Below are 17,815 nucleotides of genomic sequence, written 5' to 3'. Positions count from 1 at the left end.
GCCGCGTCCGCGCCGCCGGGCCGGCCGCACGCTTTCGGCCCCCGGCGCACAGCGCCGGGGGCCGAAAGCCGGACATGAGGATCAGCGCTCCGTCGGACCGCTGTCCCGGTAGGTACGACGTGCCGCGTCGGCGGCCTTGTCGGTCTGGGCGTCGTACTTGTTCCCCGTCCGCTCGTCGGCCATCCGCTCGGCGCTCGTCACTCCCTTGTCGGCCTGGTCCGGGTGGCCCTTGGCCATTTCCTTGGCCTTCTTCGCCATGTCGCCCAGCTTGCCCATGGGTACCTCCCGCGATAGCGCATGCGTCGTACCCGGCCGCGAGTACCCCGCGGGCCCGGGGCGAATCACCCCGGGCCCGCCGGACGGGATCCGCTCCGCGGCGGCCGGGGCCGGCCGCCGGGCCCGTCACACCCGGGCGTTCACCAGCACCGCCATGTTCCCCGCCGGGTGGCGGTTGTCGTGGATGAGCTGGTGGGCCAGGCCGATCTCGTCGAAGGCGAAGGTCCGTGACAGGCAGGGGTCGACCACGCCCTGGTCGATCAGCCGGGTGATCTCCCGTGCCTCGCGGGCGCCGGCGACGTGCGAGCCCTGGAGCCGCTTCTGCCGCATCCACAGGAAGCGCAGGTCCACGTCACCGTTGTAGCCGGTGGTGCCGCCGCAGATGACGACCATGCCGCCGTTGTCGCACAGGTACATGGACGTGGGAATGGTGTCGGCGCCCGAGTGCTCCAGCACGATGCGCGGGCTGCGGCGCTCGCCGAGCACCTCCCAGAAGCGCCGGCCGAAGGCGCGGGCGCCGGTCAGCCAGCGGGCCGTCGCGGCCTCGTCGGAGGTGTCCGGCAGCCGGCCCCAGTGGCCGAAGTCCCGCCGGTCGATCCACCCCTTGGCGCCCAGCTTGAGGCAGAACTCGCCGCGTTCCTCGCTGGAGACGACGGCGACCGGGATGCCGCCGACGTGCCGGACCAGCTGGATGGCGATGCAGCCCAGTCCGCCGGCGCCGCCCCAGACCAGCACCGGGTCGCCCGGGCGTACCGTGTGCGGTTCCCAGCCGAAGAGCTGGCGGTAGGCGGTGGCGGCGGTGGCCATGTAGCAGGCCGCTTCCGCCCAGGACAGCCGGGCCGGCTTGGGGTGGCACATGTAGTCGTCGACGACCGCGAACTGGGCGAAGGAGCCGTAGTTCTCCTCGTAGCCCCACACCCGCTGGCTGGTGGAGAAGGCGGGGTCGCCGCCCAGGCGGATGTCCTCGGCCTTCTCGTCCCACCGGCTGGCGAGGACGACGACCTCGTCGCCGAGCTTCACCCCGCGCACGTCCTCGCCGACCGCCCACACGATCCCGGACAGGTCGGAGCCGCCGATGTGGAAGTCCTCGGTGGCGCCCGCCTTCTGCCGTGCGGCGATCACGTCGAGCGGCGAACCCAGCGCCGCCCACACGTTGTTGTAGTTGATGCCGGCCGCCATCACCTTGACCAGGACCTGGCCGCGGCCGACGGGCGGGACGTCGACCACCTCGGTGCGGAAGGCGTCGACGGGCCGGCCGTAGCGCTCGCGGCGGATGAGCGAGGCGTACATCTTCTCGGGGGCGGTGCCGATCTCGGGCGCGTCGCCGAGCTCGTAGAGGTCCTGGGTCGCGGTCACGCGGAATCTCCTGAACGGTCGGGGCGTACTCGGTGGGGGTCGGGAACGGGGATGGACGCCGTCCTGCGGCTCACGCCCGGAGTCCGCGCAGGGCCTTGGCGACCGCCTCGCCGATGCGGGCGATCGGCTCGGGCTCGGTCATCTCGTAGTGGCCGCACGGCACCCGGTGGTCGTGGAGGGTGCCGTCGACGTGGGGCCGCCAGCCGTCGGCCTTGCCGGGCTGCACCGCCAGGTCCGTCGGGAAGTTGGTGGGCTCCTCCCCCGCCGCGCTGAAGAACAGCACGTCACCGCGGAAGACGCCGGGCGCGAACTGGGGTGCGAGGCGCAGGTTGTTGCGCATGACGGCGGCGATGGCGGCCGCTTCGGCACGCGTGACGGGCGAACTGGACGGGTCGGCCGCGAGGCCCGCGTCGATACGGTCCAGGACGGTGTCGACGTCCGGTGGCGCGGCCCCCCGTTCGACGGGCAGTCCGGTCACCCGCGACAGCAGCGCCGCCACCTGTCGTTCCGCCGCCCCGGGGTCGTACGTCGTGCCGTGCGGCTGCGGTGCGTCGAGCATGGCGAGGAGTTCGACCCGCTCGCCGCCCGCCTGGAGCGCGCAGGCCATGGCGTGGGCGACGAAACCGCCGTAGGACCAGCCCAGCAGCCGGTACGGGCCGTGCGGCTGCACCTGCCGTACCAGGTCCAGGTAGGTGTCGACCATGGCGGTGGCGTCCGGTGCGGGCGGCCTGGTGCCGTCGAGGCCGACCGCCTGGATGCCGTACACGGGCTGGTCGCCGCCGAGGTGGGGCAGCAGGCCCGTGTAGCGCCAGGACACGCCCGCGCCGGGGTGGAGGCAGAACAGGGGGGTGGCGGTGCCCTCCGCGCGCAGCGGCAGCAGCGGGCCGAGCGCGGTGGGGGCGGTCCCCCGCGTGTCCCGGTCCTGTCCGTCGGACGCGGCGAGGATCCCGGCCACCGTGGGCGCGGCCAGCAGCTCGGCCGCCGGTACGTCGAGGACGCCGGCCTGGCGGAGCCGGCCCGCCAGCAGCACGGCGCGCATCGAGTCGCCGCCGAGGTCGAAGAAGTTGTCGTGCACGCCGATGCCGCCGATACCGAGAGCCTCCTCCCACAGCCGGGTCACCGCCTGTTCGCGGTCGGAGCGCGGCGGCACGTGCTCGGTGGTCAGCCGCGGGCGGGGGGCGAGGGCCGGGTCCGCTTCCGCCGCGGCCGGGGTGTCGGGCGCGTCGGGGTGCGTGCGGGCGCCGGGGGCGTCGATCCAGTGGCGGTGGCGTTCGAAGGCGTACGGGGGCAGCGGGACCCGTCGGGCGGTGTCCGGCGCCGGCGGGAGGGCGGTGTCCACGCCCGCGCTCCAGAGCCGGCCCAGGGCTTCCGCGAGGACGAATCCGTCGGAGGCCTCGGCCTTGGCGTGCCGCATGGTGGTCACCGTCACGGGCGTCTCGTCGGCGAGCCTGCCGGTGGCCAGCTTGGTCAGGGTGTCCCCCGGCCCGATCTCCACCAGGACGGGGTGCAGGCGGTCCCACAGGGCGGTGATGCCGTCGGCGAACCGCACGGTGTTCCTGGTGTGGTCGAGCCAGTGCCGGACGGAGGTGGCCTGCGCGTCGGTGATCCAGGTGCCGGTGACGTTGGTGACGTACGGGATCCGCGGCGGGCGCAGCGTGACCTGGCGCAGGCGGGTCTCGAAGGCCGGCAGGACCGGGTCCAGGACGTGGGAGTGCGCGGCGACGGGGATGCGCAGGCGGCGGAACGGGATGCCCCGGCGGGTGAGTTCGGCCTCGAAGCGGGCGACCGGGCCGAGGTGTCCGGCGACGGTGCAGGCGCCCGGGCCGTTGGCCGCGGCCAGGGACAGCTCGTCGTCGAGCAGGGGCCGGATGTCCTCGGCCGGGGCGGCCACACCGACGGTGGCACCGCCCGCGGAGGCGATGAGCCGGATGCGTTCGGTGACCAGGGGCAGCATGTCCTCCAGGTCGATGACCCCGGCCAGGCAGGCCGCCGTGTACTCGCCGAGCGAGTGGCCGATGAGCGCGTCCGGGCGCACGCCCTGTTCCATGAGGGTGCGGGCCAGGGCGTACTCGGTCACCACGAGGCCGAGGAACGCGGCGGTGTCGTCGGGCTGCCGCTCCTCGAACAGCGTGGTGCGCAGGTCGGCGCCGAGTGCGGGCCGCAGGATGCGGGCGCACTCGTCGACGGTGTCGCGGTAGACGCCGTGGTCGCGGTACAGCTCCGCTCCCATGCCGGCGTACTGGGTGCCGCCGCCCGGCAGCAGGAACGCCACGCGGGCGGGCTCGTCGGACGGCGGCGTGGTGCCCGGTGCGGCGGTGCGCAGGGCGTCGAGTGCTTCCTCGCGGTCGGCCGCCGTGACGGTGAGGCGGTGGCGCAGTGCGGGCCGGTCGGCGCGCAGGGAGTGCGCGATGTCGTCCAGGCGCAGTTCGGGCCGCCGCTCCAGGTGCCGGACGAGGGCTTCGGCCTGGCCGCGCAGGGCGCCGGCGGTCCGCGCGGACAGCGGCAGCACCAGCCGGCGTCCGTCCGCGGGCGGGCGGGGCGCGGCCGGAACGGTGGGCGGGGCCTCCTCCAGGATGACGTGGGCGTTGGTGCCGCCGATCCCGAAGGCGCTGACGGCGGCCCGGCGGGGCTGGTCGCCCGCGGGCCAGTCCTCCAGGGCGGTGGGCACGCGGAAGGGGCCGGAGGCGAAGTCGATGAGCGGGTTGGGCCGGTCGAAGTGCAGGCTCGGCGGGATCTGCCGGTGTTCCAGGGCCAGGACCGCCTTGATGAGCCCGGCGATGCCGGCGGCGGCGCCCAGGTGGCCGATGTTGGTCTTCACCGAGCCCAGGGCGCAGAACCCGGTCCGCCGGGTGCTCTGCCGGAACGCCTCGGTCAGCGCGGCCACTTCGATCGGGTCGCCGAGCCTGGTGGCGGTGCCGTGCGCCTCGACCAGGCCGATGGTGCTGGCGTCGACCTCCGCCTGGGCCTGCGCCGCGAGGACGACCTCGGTCTGCCCGGCGGCGCTGGGCGCGCTGAAGCCGACCTTGCGGCGGCCGTCGTTGTTGACGGCGCTGCCGCGGATGACGGCGCGGATGCGGTCGCCGTCGGCGAGGGCGTCCTCCAGGCGCTTGAGCACGACGGCTCCCACGCCGTCGCCGGAGGAGGTGCCGGCGGCGTCCGCGGCGAAGGCCCGGCAGTGGCCGTCGGGTGAGAAGGGGCCGTCGGGCACGTGCCGGTAGCCCAGCGCGGCCGAGGGGTTGAGGGAGACGGCGGCGGCCAGCGCGGTGTCGCAGCGGTGGTCGAGCAGGTCCTGGCAGGCGGTGTGCACGGCGACCAGCGCGGTGGAGCAGGCCGTCTGGAGCGACACGCTCGGGCCGGTGAGGCCCAGTTCGTAGGAGACGCGGGTGGCGAGGGTGCCGAGGGAGTTGGCGGTGGCCGCGTGCACGAGCGCCACCGAGCCGGGCTGCCCGGCGTGGCGCGGGTACACGTGGGCGGGGTAGTAGCGGCTGTCGCCGCTGCCCGCGTACACGCCGAACGCGTCGCCCGTGCGGTCGCCGCCGAGGCAGCCGGCGTCCTCCAGGGCATGGTAGGCCGTCTCCAGCAGCAGCCGTTGCTGCGGGTCGACCACGGCGGCCTCGGCGGGGCTGTAGCCGAAGAAGCCGGAGTCGAAGCGGTCCATGTCCTCGACGACGGAGGCCATGCGCACGAGTGAGGGGTCGTCGAGGTCGCGCGGGTCGCCGCCCGCGGCGAGGAACTCCTCGTCGGGGACGGGCCGTACCGACTCCCGGCCCGCCGCGAGGTTGTCCCAGAAGGTGTCGAGGTCGGCGGCGCCGGGGAAGCGGCCGGCCATGCCGATGACGGCGACGGCGGGGACCTGCTGGTCGTACGGTTCGGTGATCTCAGGCATGGCCTCGGTCCTTCCCTTGCCGTGCGGTGCGGCGCGCGCGGGCCGCACGCTGGCGCTGTGCTTGTTCCTTGGCGCGGTCCAGGCCGCCGGGGGCGACTTCGGAGGACCGTGATGCCGCGGGGCCGGCGGCCCGCTGTCCCGGGGCCTCGGACCCGGAGTCGGAGTCGGACGGTGGCGACGGCTGCGCGGCCGTCCCGGTGCCGGTGTGCGTCGACAGGCGGCGGGCCAGATCCCGCACGGTGGGGTGCGCGAACAGGTCGACGACGGAGAGGTCGGCGTCGAAGGCGCTGTTCACGGCGCTCTGGGCGGTGACGAGGAGCAGGGAGTTGCCGCCCAGGTCGAAGAAGTTCTCGTCCCGCCCCACCCGGTCGCGGCCCAGTACGCCGCACCACACCTCGGCGAGCCGGCTCTCCAGCCGCCGCAGTCCCTCTCCCGGGTCCGCCTGGTCGCGGTGTTCGGTGGTGCCCGCGGAGCGCAGCGTCCAGTCGTCGCCCAGGCCGGCCGCGCGGGCGCCGTCGGCCGCCGCGCGGTGCAGGGCGCCCAGGTCGGTGCCGTCCTCCAGGCCGACGCGCGCGGCCAGGCGCCGCACCTGACGGACCGGGGCCGCCAGGTGGCTGCGGACCCAGGGAGCGGTGCGGTCGGCGCCGATCAGCAGATGCGGCTCGTCCAGGGTGCGGGCGAGGTCGAACGAACGCAGCGCGGCGGGGGCGTCGAGCAGCCGGTAGCCGCGGGCCTCGGTGAGCGCGGTGAGCCGGTAGCCGCGGCTCATGCCGTGCTCGCGCCACATGCTCCAGGCCAGGGACCGGGCGGGCAGGCCGAGGCTTCGGCGGTGCTGGGCGAGGGCGTCCAGGTAGGCGTTGGCGGCGGCGTAGGCGGCGTTCATGGCACCGCCGAAGTAGCCGTTGACGGAGGAGAACGTGGTGAGGGAGACGGCCGGGTGGTCGGCGGTGAGGCGGTGCAGGACCCACGCACCGCGCGCCTTCGCCGCCAGGGCCCGGCGCCAGGTGGCCGCGTCGAGGTCGCCCACGGGGCGTTCGACCAGGGTTCCGGCCAGGTGCAGGACCGACGCGAGCGGCACGCCCCAGGCCTCGGTGGCCGCGTCCACCGCGGCCCGCACCTGGTGCTCGTCGGTGACGTCGGCGCGGGCGTAGCGGACCTCGCCCAGTTCGCGCAGCCGCCGCAGGACCTCCCCGCGGGCCGGTTCGGCTCCCCGGAGGTCCAGTTCGGACCGCGGGGTGCGGCCCACGATCAGCAGCCGCGTACCGGGCGTGCGCAGCAGGTGGGCCGCGACCTCGGCGCCGACGCCGCCGAGCCCTCCGGTGATCAGGGTGAAGCCGTCGTGCGCGGGCGCCCGGTCGCGGGACGGCGTGTCGGGCAGGGGGGCGAGGCGGCGTACGTGCCGGCGGCCGTCGCGGTACGCCACCTCCGCGCCGTCCGCGGCGACCGTCGACTCGGCCAGCAGGACGGGCAGCGGGTCCGCGTCCTCGTCCGGCGCGAGGTCGAGGTGTGTTCCGCGCAGCCAGCCGAACTCCTCGCCGAGCGACCGGAGCAGGGCGCCCGCCATGGCGTGCGTCGGGCAGGGGCGGTCCTCGGGACGCACGGCCTGGGCGCCCGTCGAGACGTGGACCAGGTCGACGGGGCGCGGCCGGCCGGGCCGGGCGGCGAGGGCGCGGGCGAGGGCGAGCAACCGCTCCGTACCGGTCGTGTCGTACGGCGCCTGCTCCGACGCTCCGGCGCCGCGCAGACCGTCGAGGTGCAGGACGGCGTCGACCGGGCGCTGATCGCGCTCCAGCTGCCTCAGCAGCTCGGTGTAGTCGGCTTCCTCGGCGGGCCGGACGCGGTGGCGGGCCGCGTCGATCCGGGCGTACGCCGGTCCGTCGCCGACCACCGTGCACAGGCCGCCGCCGGACCGCAGCGCGTCGGCGAGCCGGTCGGCGAGCCGCTGGACCCCGGGGTCGGCGCCGGTCAGCACGAGGGTGTGGCGGCCGGCGGGGGTCGCGCGTGCGCCGGGGCGTTCCGCCCGCTGCCACACCGGCCGCAGGAACCAGTCGGGCACGGTGGCGGCGGTGCCCAGCAGCAGCTGTGCCCTGCGGACCTCGTCGTCGAAGGCGCCCGCCTCGAAGCTCTTGCGCAGCCTGGTGCGCTGGATCTTGCCGATCTCGGTCTTGGGGATGTCGTGCGGCTCGACCGGGACGAGGAAGGCGGGGCTGACGCCGATCTCCCGGGTGACCTTGCCGGCGATCTCCCGCAGGGCCGCCGCCGTGTCGGTGTCGGGGGCGTCGGGGGCCATGGAGGCGAGGTGGAAGAAGAGGGCCAGTTCGTCGGTGGGCGAGGAGGGATCGGAGCGCACCGCGACCGCGGCGGTGAAACTGCGTTCCACGTGCGGCAGTTCCTCGACGCAGGCCTCGATCTCGTGGCTGTAGTGGTTGACGCCGTTGACGATGATGACGTCCTTGGCGCGGCCGGTGATGTACAGCTCTCCCCCGCGCAGGAACGCCAGGTCGCCGGTGTCGAACCAGCCGTCCTCGGTGAACGCCTCGGCGTTGGCCGCCGGGTTGTCGTGGTAGCCGCCGGTCACCGAGGTGCCGCGGACCTGGAACCGGCCCGCCTCGCCCTCGCCGAGGACCCTGCCCTGTTCGTCGACGATCCGCATGGCGAAGCCGGGGTAGGGACGGCCGCAGCTGACGAACGTGTCCTCGTTCTCGGCGGGTTCGCCGGGCAGGACGGCGTCGGTGACCACCGAGCAGGTCTCGGACATGCCCCAGCCGGGGTGCATCACGTCCTGTGGCAGGCCGAAGGGCTTCAGCGCGTGCAGGAACCGGCGGGCGGCGGCGGCCACGACGACCTCGCCGGCGTTCATCACCAGCCGCATCGGCGACAGGTCCCAGGTGCGGTCCGTGAAGCGGTGGGACTCCTCGGCGAGGAGTCCGAAGGCGAAGTTGGGCGCCCAGGTGACGGTGACCCGGTGCCGGTCGGCCAGGTCCATCCAGCGCAGCGGGTCCTGGAGGATCCAGGAGGTGGGGGCGTGGATCTGGCGGCAGCCGAGGTAGACGTCCCGCAGGTGGAACATCACCACGCCGGTGACGTGGTCCAGCGGGATCCAGTTCAGCGAGACGTCGGCGGCGTCCAGCCCGTTCGTCTGCTCGGTGGCCGCGGAGCGGGTCAGCACGTTGCGGTGGGTGAGGCGCACCGCCTTGGGCAGGCCGGTGCTGCCGGACGTCATCAGCATCAGGATGAGGTCGTCGGGCCGGGCGGGGTGCCAGTCGTGGTCCTCCGGTGCCTCGCGCAGGGCGTCGGCGGTGGTCAGCCGCAGCCCGGACCACGCCTGCCGGGCGGCCACGTCACGCAGCCCGGCCTCGCGGCCGGCGGAGCACACGATCCAGGGCCGGCCCAGCATCCGCCAGATGCCCTCCAGCTTCGTGAGCGCCGCCGAGGGGGTGTCGTAGGAGGCGGGGACGGTCAGCGGGACGGCGACGAAGCCGCCGAGGACGCAGCCCCACAGCGCGGCGAGGAAGTCCTCGCTCACGTCGCACTGGAGGATGACCCGGTCGCCGGGGCGCAGGCCCGCCCGGCGCAGACCGGCCAGTACCCGTGAGGCTTCCGGGATCAGCGAGGCGTAGCTGCGCCGGTGTTCGCTGCCGTCGGGGTGGACGTGGACGATGTCGCCCCGGTCCAGCTCGGCGGCGCGTCGCAAAGCCTGTGCCCAGCCGGACACGGACGGCTCGGACAGCGCGGGGCCCTCGCTGAGCGCCGGGACGAAGGGGGTCGTGACGGTGCTTTCGGTGCTCGCGGCCGGGGCGGGTCCTGCGGTGCGGTCGGGCAGGCCGGCGTGGCGGCGCCCGAGCTCCTCGGGGATGTTCTCCGCCGCCACCTCGACGGCGGTGACGCCGGGGAGGCGGGCCAGCCGTTCCCGCCAGGCCTCGGCCGCGGTGCGGTCGACGACGGGCAGGGCACGCAGCGCCCCGGTGTCGACGGCGCCGTCGGCGTCGAGGGGCAGCGCGTTGACCGCCGTGACGCGGACCGTGCCGTGGCCCGCGCGGTCCAGGGCGTCCTCGACGCGTTCCGCGGCGTCCGCCCGCCCGGGCACCACGTACAGGCACGGCGGCTCACCGTCCGCGCCGGTGAGGGCGCGGGCGTCACGGATGCCGGGCACGGCCCGTGCCGTCTCCTCCAGCTCCGCGGTGTCGGCACGGGCCGGGGCAAAAGTGCGGTCGGGGATGGCCGGCAGTCGCCCGACGCGGGCCCCGGGGTCGGCGCACACCGTGCGCAGGACGTCGTGCAGGGCGTGGGCGAACGCCTCGGCCGTACCGGTGTCGTAGAGCTCCGTGGCGTACTCGACGTGCAGCGCGAGGCCGTCGGCGGTCCCGTCGGGAGTGCGGCGTTCCAGGACGTCCACGAAGAGGTCGAACTTCGCGGTTCCGGTGGCGGTCGGTCGCAACTCGGTCCGCCGGCGGTCCAGTTCGAGTACAGCGGGTTCGTTGTTCTGCAGGGCCAGCATCACCTGGAAGAGGGGGTGCCGGCCGGCCCTGCGGGGCGGGTTGAGTTCGTCGACCAGCCGGTCGAAGGGCAGGTCCTGGTGGTCGAGGGCGGCCAGGTCGGCCGTGCGCAGCCGGGCGAGGAGGTCACGGAAGGCGGGGTCGCCGGAGGTGTCGGCCCGCAGGACCAGGGTGTTGGTGATCAGGCCGACGAGGTGGTCGAGGGCGGGTTCGGTGCGGCCGGCGACCGGGGTCCCGAGGACGATGTCCTCGCCGGCGCCGCAGCGCGTGAGCAGGGCGCTGACGGCGGCGTGCAGCACCATGAACAGGCTGGTGTTCTCACGGTCGGCCAGGCTCAGCAGGTCGCGGTGCACGGCGGCGTCCACGACCGTCTCGACGTGCGCGCCGCCGCCGCGCGGCGCGGCGGGACGCGGGCGGTCGGCGGGGAGGGTGCACTCCTCGGGCGCCCCGTCCAGCGCGGTGCGCCAGTGGGCGGTGAGCCGTTCCAGCCGGCCCGTCCCGTCCGGTTCGGGTGCCAGCAGGGCACGCTGCCACAGCGCGTAGTCGGCGTACTGCACCGGCAGCGGGGTCCACCGGGGCTCCCGGCCCGCGCGGCGGGCGGCGTACGCGGTGCCGAGGTCGTCGGCGAAGGGCCGCAGCGACCAGCCGTCGGCCGCGCTGTGGTGCAGCACGAGCAGCAGGGTCCGGTCGGTGCCGGTGCCCAGCAGCCAGGCGGCCAGCGGGCTCTGCGCGGTCAGGTCGAAGCGGTGCCGCAGCGCGGCGGCGACGTGGGCGGCGGTCTCGGCGGCGGGGCAGTCGACGCGGTGCAGCCGCGGCCGCAGCTCGCCGGGCGGCACGATCCGCTGGTACGGCACCCCGTCGTGCTCGGCGACCACCGTGCGCAGGCTCTCGTGGCGGTCGGTCAGGTCGCCGAGGGCCGCCTGAAGCGCCTCGGTGTCGAGGTCGGCGTCCAGCGGGACGAGGAGCGGGATGTTGTAGGTGGCCGCGCCGTCGTCGAGCCGGTTGAGGAACCACATGCGTTCCTGGGCGAAGGACAGCGGTACGCGCTCGGGGCGTACGGCGTCGCCGAGGGCGGGCCGCGGCGGGGCGGCGTCCGACTGCGCGGCCAGCCGGTGGGCGAGGGCGGCCGGTGTCGGTGTCTCGAACAGGGCCGTGATGGGGATCTCGGCGCCCGTCTCGTGCCGCAGGCGGGCCAGCAGGCGGGTGGCGAGCAGGGAGTCGCCGCCGAGGTCGAAGAAGTTCACGTCGATGCCCACGGTCCCCCGGGGCAGCTTCAGGACGTCCTCGAACAGCGCGCAGACGACGTTCTGCTGCGGCGTCCCGGGGCGGGTGCCGGACGCCTCGGCGGTGAAGTCCGGGGCGGGCAGAGCCTGCACGTCGAGCTTGCCGTTGGCGGTGAGCGGCAGGGTGTCCAGGGGGACGCAGGCGGCGGGGACCATGTACTCGGGCAGGTGGGCGGCGGCGTGGGCGCGCAGTTCGGCGGGGCTCGCCGGTCCTTCGCCCGCCGCCACCGTGTAGGCGACGAGCTGGCGGGCGCCGTTGTCGGCGCGGCGGACCACGACGGCGGCCCGGGCGACGCGCGGGTGGGCGGCGAGGACCGCCTCGATCTCGCCCGGTTCGATGCGGAAGCCCCTCAGCTGCACCTGCGCGTCGGCCCGGCCGAGGTAGTCGAGGGTGCCGTCGGGGCGGCGCCGCGCCAGGTCGCCCGAGCGGTACATGCGGGTACCGGGCGGGCCGTGGGGGTCGTCGAGGAAGCGTTCGGCGGTCAGCTCGGGCCGGTTCAGGTACCCGGCGGCCACGCCGGCGCCGGAGACGTACATCTCGCCGGTCGCGCCGGGCGGCACCGGGCGGCCCTCGGGGTCCAGCAGGTGGACGCGCAGATCGGCGAGCGGGGTGCCGATGACGTGGGCGCGGCGCGGGTCGTCCAGGTCGGACCGGGTGACGCGGTGGTGGGTGACGTGCACGGTGGTCTCGGTGATGCCGTACATGTTCACCAGGGCCGGGCGGTCCAGGCCGTGCCGGTCGGCCCAGGGGCGCAGGGCCGCCGGGCGCAGGGCCTCGCCGCCGAAGACGACGTACCGCAACGCCCCGGCGTCACCGTCGCGTTCGCGGTCGGCGTCGATCAGCTGCTCGAACGCGGACGGCGTCTGGTTGAGGACGGTCACGCCCTCCCGGTGCAGCAGTTCCAGGAAGTCCTTCGGCGAGCGGCTGACGGCGTACGGGACGACGACGAGCCGGCCGCCGTGCAGCAGGGCGCCCCACATCTCCCAGACCGAGAAGTCGAAGGCGTAGGAGTGGAACAGCGTCCACACGTCGTCCGCGCCGAAGTCGAAGTGCTCGGCCGCGGCGGCGAACAGCCGCACGACGTTCGCGTGCGGCACGGGCACGCCCTTGGGGCGGCCGGTGGAGCCGGAGGTGTGGATGATGTAGGCGATGTCGGACGGGCTCGTCCGCCCGTGCCGGTCGGCGTCGGTGAGGTCGGTGGCGGATCGGTGGGCGAGGTCGGCCGTGACCTCCGGGTCGTCCAGGAGGACGGCGGGAACCGTGTGCCCGGCCAGGTGGGCGTGGGCGTGCTCGGTGACGAGGGCGACGGGGGCCGCGTCCTCGACGACCAGTCGCAGCCGCTCGGCCGGATGGCCGGGGTCCAGGGGGAGGTGGGCCGCGCCCGTCTTGAGGACGGCCAGCAGCGCCGGCAGCAGCCGGGGGCCGCGCTCCAGGGCCAGCGCCACCACCCGGCCGGGACCCGCGCCGCGTTCGGCCAGCAGCCGGGCCAGACGGTTGGCCTCGGCGTTCAGCTCGGCGTACGTGAGGTGTTCGTCCCCGCAGGTGACGGCGGTTCGCCCGGGCACGCGCGCCGCCTGCTCCTCGAACAGTTCCGTCAGGGTGCGCTCGACGGGGTACGCGCGTACGGGGGTGTCGCGGGGGTGCTCGCCCGGCAGCAGGACGTCCAGGTCCCGCAGCGGCGTGGCCGGCCCGGCCTCGGCCAGTCGGCGCAGCACCGTGAGGAACCGGTCGCGGTGCAGGGCGAGTTCGTCCTCCTCGTACAGGGCGGGGTTGGCGTCGAAGGCGAGCCACATGCCGCCGGTCCGCGCCCCGGGCCGTACGGAGATCTGGAGGTCGTCGACGGCGCCGCCGGACAGGTGGTGCCAGGTGGTGGGGTGGCCGCCGAAGACCGGCGACTCGTCGAACGGGACGATGTTCAGGACCGGCCCGTACAGTCGGCGTCCGGTGCCCAGCAGGCCCAGGTCGCGGCGCAGGAACTCGCCGCGGTACTGCTGGTGCCGGCGCAGGGCCTTCAGTTCGTCCGCGACCGCGCGCACCAGCTCCGCGACGGGCGTGCCGGGGGCGGCCGCCACCCGCAGCGGAAGGACGTCGGAGGCGGTGCCGGGGGTGCGCAGGGCGGCGCTGCCGAGCCGGCTCATCGTCGCCAGACCGAGCACCAGGTCCCCCGCGCCGGTCATCCGGTGCAGGTACACGGCGGTGGCGGCGGTCAGCAGGTCGGTGCGCGAGACGCCCAGACGGGCCGCCGCCGCGTCGAGGGCGGCGGCCTCGGCGGGCTCCAGCTCGGCGGTGCGGCGCAGGAAGGGGGCGGTGGGGGCGGCCGTCCGGGAGGTGAGCCGGGCGGGCTCCGGCAGCCCGGCCAGGCGCCGCGCCCAGTGGGTACGGTCGCGGACGTGCCGTTCGGAGCCCCGGTAGGCCTCCTCCTCCGCCCGGAGCCGGCTCACCGGCTCGAACCCGGAGGGGTCGGGCTCGCGCCCTTCGGCCAGGGCGTTGTACGTCTGGGCCAGGCGCCGTCCGAGGAGCTTGTAGCTGTAGCCGTCGAGCAGGATGTGATGGGCCCTCAGCAGCCAGATGAAGCGGTCGGGGGCCAGGGTCAGCAGGGTGTGCGAGAACAGCGGGCCCTTCTCCATGTCCACGGGGGTGGCCAGGTCGGTGCGGATGCAGGCCCGGGCGGCGTCCTCGGGGTCCTCGGCGCCGCTGACGTCGACCCGGTGCAGACTCCAGTCGGCCGCGTCCGGAGCGCGTTGGCAGCGAGGACCGTCGTCGGTGTCCACGAAACGCAGGGCGAAGGTGTCGGCCTCGCCGACGGTGCGCCGCAGCGCGGCCTCGAACAGGCCGGTGTCCAGGGGCCCGTGGATCTCCACCGCTTCCGCGGTGTTGTACGCGGCGCTGTCCGGCGCGAGCCGCCCGGCGTACCAGAGGCCCTCCTGGGCTCCGGACAGCGGTCGGCGGTCGTCCTCCTGCAGTGACATAGCACAACCCTCACGTGACAAGCCGTAATGTCCCGGACGGACGAGGGCCCGGCCGGATCGGACGGGTGCGGCCACCGCTCCGTGCCGCCCTCGCGTGCGGATGCGCGCCGGGTGGGCTCACGGGGCGGAAAAGGGAGGTCGCACACCAAGGGCGGGGGAATGGGTGTCGGGTGTCGCCCGGCCCCGGTTTCACCGGATCTCACGGTGAGATACCGGGTACGACCGGGTCAAGCCGAGACCGGTCCCCGGGCCTCGATTCGGGTGTTTCCCTAATCACTGCGGTGCGAGGGAGTCCGCCGGCCGAGTCAACTTTTAGGGAAAACACGCGACTTCGCCGTGCACCGCGTTCCCGTGTGGATTCCACCGCGCTTCCCGGTGCACTCTCGGGGGACCCTGATTCCCGCGGACAACCGGCGGTGACAGGCCGCTCCCGGGCCGTGGACACGGGAAACGAACGATGTGGACACACGAAATGAACGACGGAAAGAAGGCTGACGGCATGCACCGTGCGCTGTGTCCGGTTGAGTCGCTCTACGTGGGCCAGAGAAGCAGGGCCGTGCTGTCCTGCTCCCTGCGCGGACCCGTCGACGTCGAGACGCTGTCGGCCGCGTTCGACGCGATGACGCAGGCGAATCCGACGCTGCGCTCCCGCATCGTCGAGGAGGGCACGGGCCACGCGCTGCGCCTGCTCGACGAGGACGAGCGGCCCCGTCTGGTCACCCGTACCGGCGCCGAGGACGAGGCCTACGCGGCGGAACTGAACGACCCCCTGCCCGTCGGGGGGCCGCTGAGCCGCGCCGTCCTGGTCAGCGCGCCGGACGGCGGGAGCCACCTGTTCGTCCTGGTGGTCGACCACACCGTCACGGACGGCCACAGCGGCATCGCGCTGCACAACGCGCTGTGGGACCGCTACCGGGCGCTGGTCGAAGGGGAACACGACACCGACGCCCCGGTGTCCGCCACGCCCCGGTGGCCGCAACCCGTCAGCCGGCTGCTGCCCGCGGCCGACGACGCCGACACGGCCAAGTACCTGGACAGCCGGGTCGAGGAGGCGAGGCGGCACCCGGTCGAACTGGTGCCGTACGACGTGCGGCGGCCGTCCACGACCGGCCGGGCGGTCGACGAAGGCGCGGCCGGGGAAGGGCACATCGAGGTCTGCCGGCTGACCCTGGACACGGAACTCACCGCGCGCCTGCGCCACACGGCACGCGCGGGCGGCGTCTCGGTGCACGCGCTGATCGCCGCGACACTGCTGGCCACGGCCAGGCGGCGGCTGGACGGCGACGGCGCCCGCACGCTCGGCTGCCTCTCCCCCGTCGACCTGCGCTCCCGGCTCTCCCCGCCGCTGCCCGCGTCCGACATGGTGCCCGCGGTCACCACCCACCTGCAGACCCTCGAGGTGTCCGGGGCCCCGGACCCCCTGGACCTGGCACGTACCGTTCACGCCCGGCTGGGCGACTTCATCTCGCGCGGTGACCACTTCCACGAGATGCGCATCACGCCGGAGATCCCCCGGAACCCCACGCTGCAACTCGCCACGGTGATCGTCACCAACATGGGCGTGGTGCCGGGCCCGCGGCTGCCGGGTGGGCTGGAGGCCGTCGACGTCCGCCTGGCGCCGGCCCGCGAGCAGTACTTCCCGCAGGCAGGACGCAGCCCCGTCATGGCGTGCGTGGTCTCCTTCGAGGGCCGGCTCGCCATCGAGTTCCCGCACCACACCGCCTGCTTCAGCCCGTCCTTCATGCGGGCGTTCCGCGACGACGTACGGGACGGACTCCTCGGCCTGATCGGCCCGGCGGACGCGGCGCGGACCGAGCCCGCCCGCGCGGCCACGGGCTGAGCACCGTCCCTTCCGCTCACCCGCCCGCCGACCCGGCGCCGTAAGGAGCTCCACCCCGACATGACCACCGTGAGCGAACTCCCCTCCCCCCTGACGCTGCTCCCCCGCGCCCAGGCGGGCGACGAGCACGCCATGAACCACCTGTTGACCGCCATCACGCCCTATGTCGCGCGCATCTGCCGTTCCATCACCCACGACGACGGCGCCGACGCCGCGCAGGAGGCGCTGCTCGCCGTCTACCGCGGCCTGGGCACCCTGCGAGAGCCGGCGGCGTTCTACGGCTGGGTGCGCTCGGTGACGATCCGCGAGGCGATCCGCGTGGCCAAGCGCAGCGGCGAGGAACGGACCTGCTCGCACCTGGAGTCGCGGCAGGAGACGAACCCGCTGGACGCGGTGCACATCAGCGACGTACTGGAACGCCTGTCACGGGCGCACCGACAGGTTCTCACCCTGCGTGCCTACGGACTCAACGAGGAGGAGATGGCCGAGGTCCTCTCCCTGCCCGTGGGCACCGTCCGCTCCCGCCTCTTCCGCGCCCGCCGCCGCTTCCAGGAAGCGTGGCAGCCCTCGGCGGCATGAGGCGGACACCCGCGGCCGCCGGGGCCGGCGTCCGGCACGGCGAGGGCCGTGCCCGCCGCTGCGGATGTCACCGCCCCGGGTGGCCGCCGCCGACCGCTGGCTGGGCGAGGCCGCGGGTGTCCTCGGCCTGATCGGCACTCCCCTGCAGATACAGGAACTACGAGCGCTTCAAGCCCATCTCGCCTTCCACAAGGGCCGGTTGGACGACGCCCGCGCTCTCAGCCACGCCCTGCTGCAGGCATCGACGGGGGCGCCGGCGCAGGGGGACCCCGGCGGCAGCCGCCCGGAGTCGGGCGGGTGAGACCGCGCGGCGGTCGGCAGGCCGGCGACGGCACGCACACCCGGACCGGCGGTGCGGCCGGCGGTGCCGCCGCCACGGGCCGCGGCGTGGCGGTCGTCGCTTCGCGGGGTTCACAGCTGGACGGTGGTGCCGGGCGCGAGACGGTCGATCGGGGTCCCGGTCAGTCCCTTCTCCCCCAGGATGGTGGCGGTGGAGTGCCGGCCGAGGTCGCTGAGCATGAGTTCGTGGATCTGGATGACGCGCTCGGGCTCGACCGCGCGGACGTAGTCGGCGGCTTCGCCGAGCTTGGTCCAGGGGCCGCTGGTCGGCAGCAGGAGGGTGCGCACGGGGGCGCCGGGCGCGAAGTAGGCGTCACCGGGGTGGTAGAGGGCGCCGTCGTCGAGGAGGTAGCCGACGTTGTCGGGGCAGGGAAGGTCGGCGTGGATCAGCGCGTGCCGGTGGCCGTGAACGGTGGCGGTGAAGGAACCGACGGTGACGGTGTCGCCCGCGGCGACGGCGTGGACGCGGCCGCCCCGGCTGCCGAGGGTGGCCGCGACGGCGGCCGTGCCGTAGACGTGCAGGTCGGGCTGGGCTTCGAGGGCAGCGGCGACGAGCGCGGAGTCGAAGTGGTCGAAGTGCTCGTGAGTGATCAGGACGGCGTGCGCCCGGGCGACGGCCGCTGCCGCGTCCGGGGTGAACGTGCCCGGATCGATGACCAGGCGGGTGCCGTCCTTCTCGAGCGTGACGCAGGCATGAGCGTGCTTGGTGAGCTTCATCAGGGGTCCTTCCGGCCGTAATTCATACAACTCGACTGTACACCTTGAGTGTGCACCTTGGTTGTACACTTTG

8 protein-coding genes are annotated in these 17,815 nt (G+C 74.7%); 3 read left to right on the top strand and 5 right to left on the bottom strand.

The features are described 5' to 3' along the window. Positions 1-81: 81 nt before the first annotated feature. The 4 genes from AB0N31_RS23260 to AB0N31_RS23245 all read right to left on the bottom strand — a co-directional run bounded on the left by AB0N31_RS23260 (position 82) and on the right by AB0N31_RS23245 (position 14,267). Positions 82-276, bottom strand: coding sequence for an antitoxin (locus AB0N31_RS23260; RefSeq protein ID WP_366060308.1), 195 nt, complete (start codon positions 274-276; stop codon positions 82-84). Between the two features lie 126 nt (positions 277-402). Then, the gene (gene ccrA / locus AB0N31_RS23255; protein WP_366060307.1) at positions 403-1,632 is read right to left on the bottom strand and encodes a crotonyl-CoA carboxylase/reductase; all 1,230 of its coding nucleotides are present in this window, start codon (positions 1,630-1,632) and stop codon (positions 403-405) included. Between the two features lie 70 nt (positions 1,633-1,702). Next, positions 1,703-5,518, bottom strand: a complete 3,816-nt coding sequence (locus AB0N31_RS23250; RefSeq protein ID WP_366060306.1) for an alpha/beta fold hydrolase — start codon at positions 5,516-5,518, stop codon at positions 1,703-1,705. Further along, positions 5,511-14,267 (bottom strand): amino acid adenylation domain-containing protein, encoded by an 8,757-nt coding sequence (locus AB0N31_RS23245; protein WP_366060305.1) that lies wholly within the window; start codon positions 14,265-14,267, stop codon positions 5,511-5,513. The genes AB0N31_RS23250 and AB0N31_RS23245 overlap by 8 nt, the downstream gene beginning before the upstream one ends. A 499-nt stretch (positions 14,268-14,766) precedes the next feature. On the opposite strand from AB0N31_RS23245, the gene AB0N31_RS23240 reads away from it, so the two are divergent. From AB0N31_RS23240 to AB0N31_RS23230, 3 genes are all read left to right on the top strand, one after another. Then, the gene (locus AB0N31_RS23240; RefSeq protein WP_366060304.1) at positions 14,767-16,107 is read left to right on the top strand and encodes a condensation domain-containing protein; all 1,341 of its coding nucleotides are present in this window, start codon (positions 14,767-14,769) and stop codon (positions 16,105-16,107) included. A 60-nt stretch (positions 16,108-16,167) separates the two neighbouring features. Beyond that, positions 16,168-16,686, top strand: a complete 519-nt coding sequence (locus AB0N31_RS23235) for an RNA polymerase sigma factor (RefSeq protein ID WP_366060303.1) — start codon at positions 16,168-16,170, stop codon at positions 16,684-16,686. Positions 16,687-16,750: 64 nt separating this feature from the next. Then, on the top strand, positions 16,751-16,987 hold the full coding sequence (locus AB0N31_RS23230; RefSeq protein ID WP_366060302.1) for a hypothetical protein: 237 nt from the start codon (positions 16,751-16,753) through the stop codon (positions 16,985-16,987). A gap of 110 nt (positions 16,988-17,097) precedes the next feature. On the opposite strand, the gene AB0N31_RS23225 is transcribed toward AB0N31_RS23230, so the two are convergent. Then, positions 17,098-17,742: an MBL fold metallo-hydrolase gene (locus tag AB0N31_RS23225; RefSeq protein WP_366060301.1), complete on the bottom strand. Its 645-nt coding sequence runs from the start codon at positions 17,740-17,742 to the stop codon at positions 17,098-17,100. Positions 17,743-17,815: the final 73 nt, after the last annotated feature.

The organism is Streptomyces sp. NPDC051051 (assembly GCF_040682975.1).
Taxonomy (GTDB): domain Bacteria; phylum Actinomycetota; class Actinomycetes; order Streptomycetales; family Streptomycetaceae; genus Streptomyces.
This window is presented reverse-complemented; position numbering and strand designations above follow the sequence as displayed.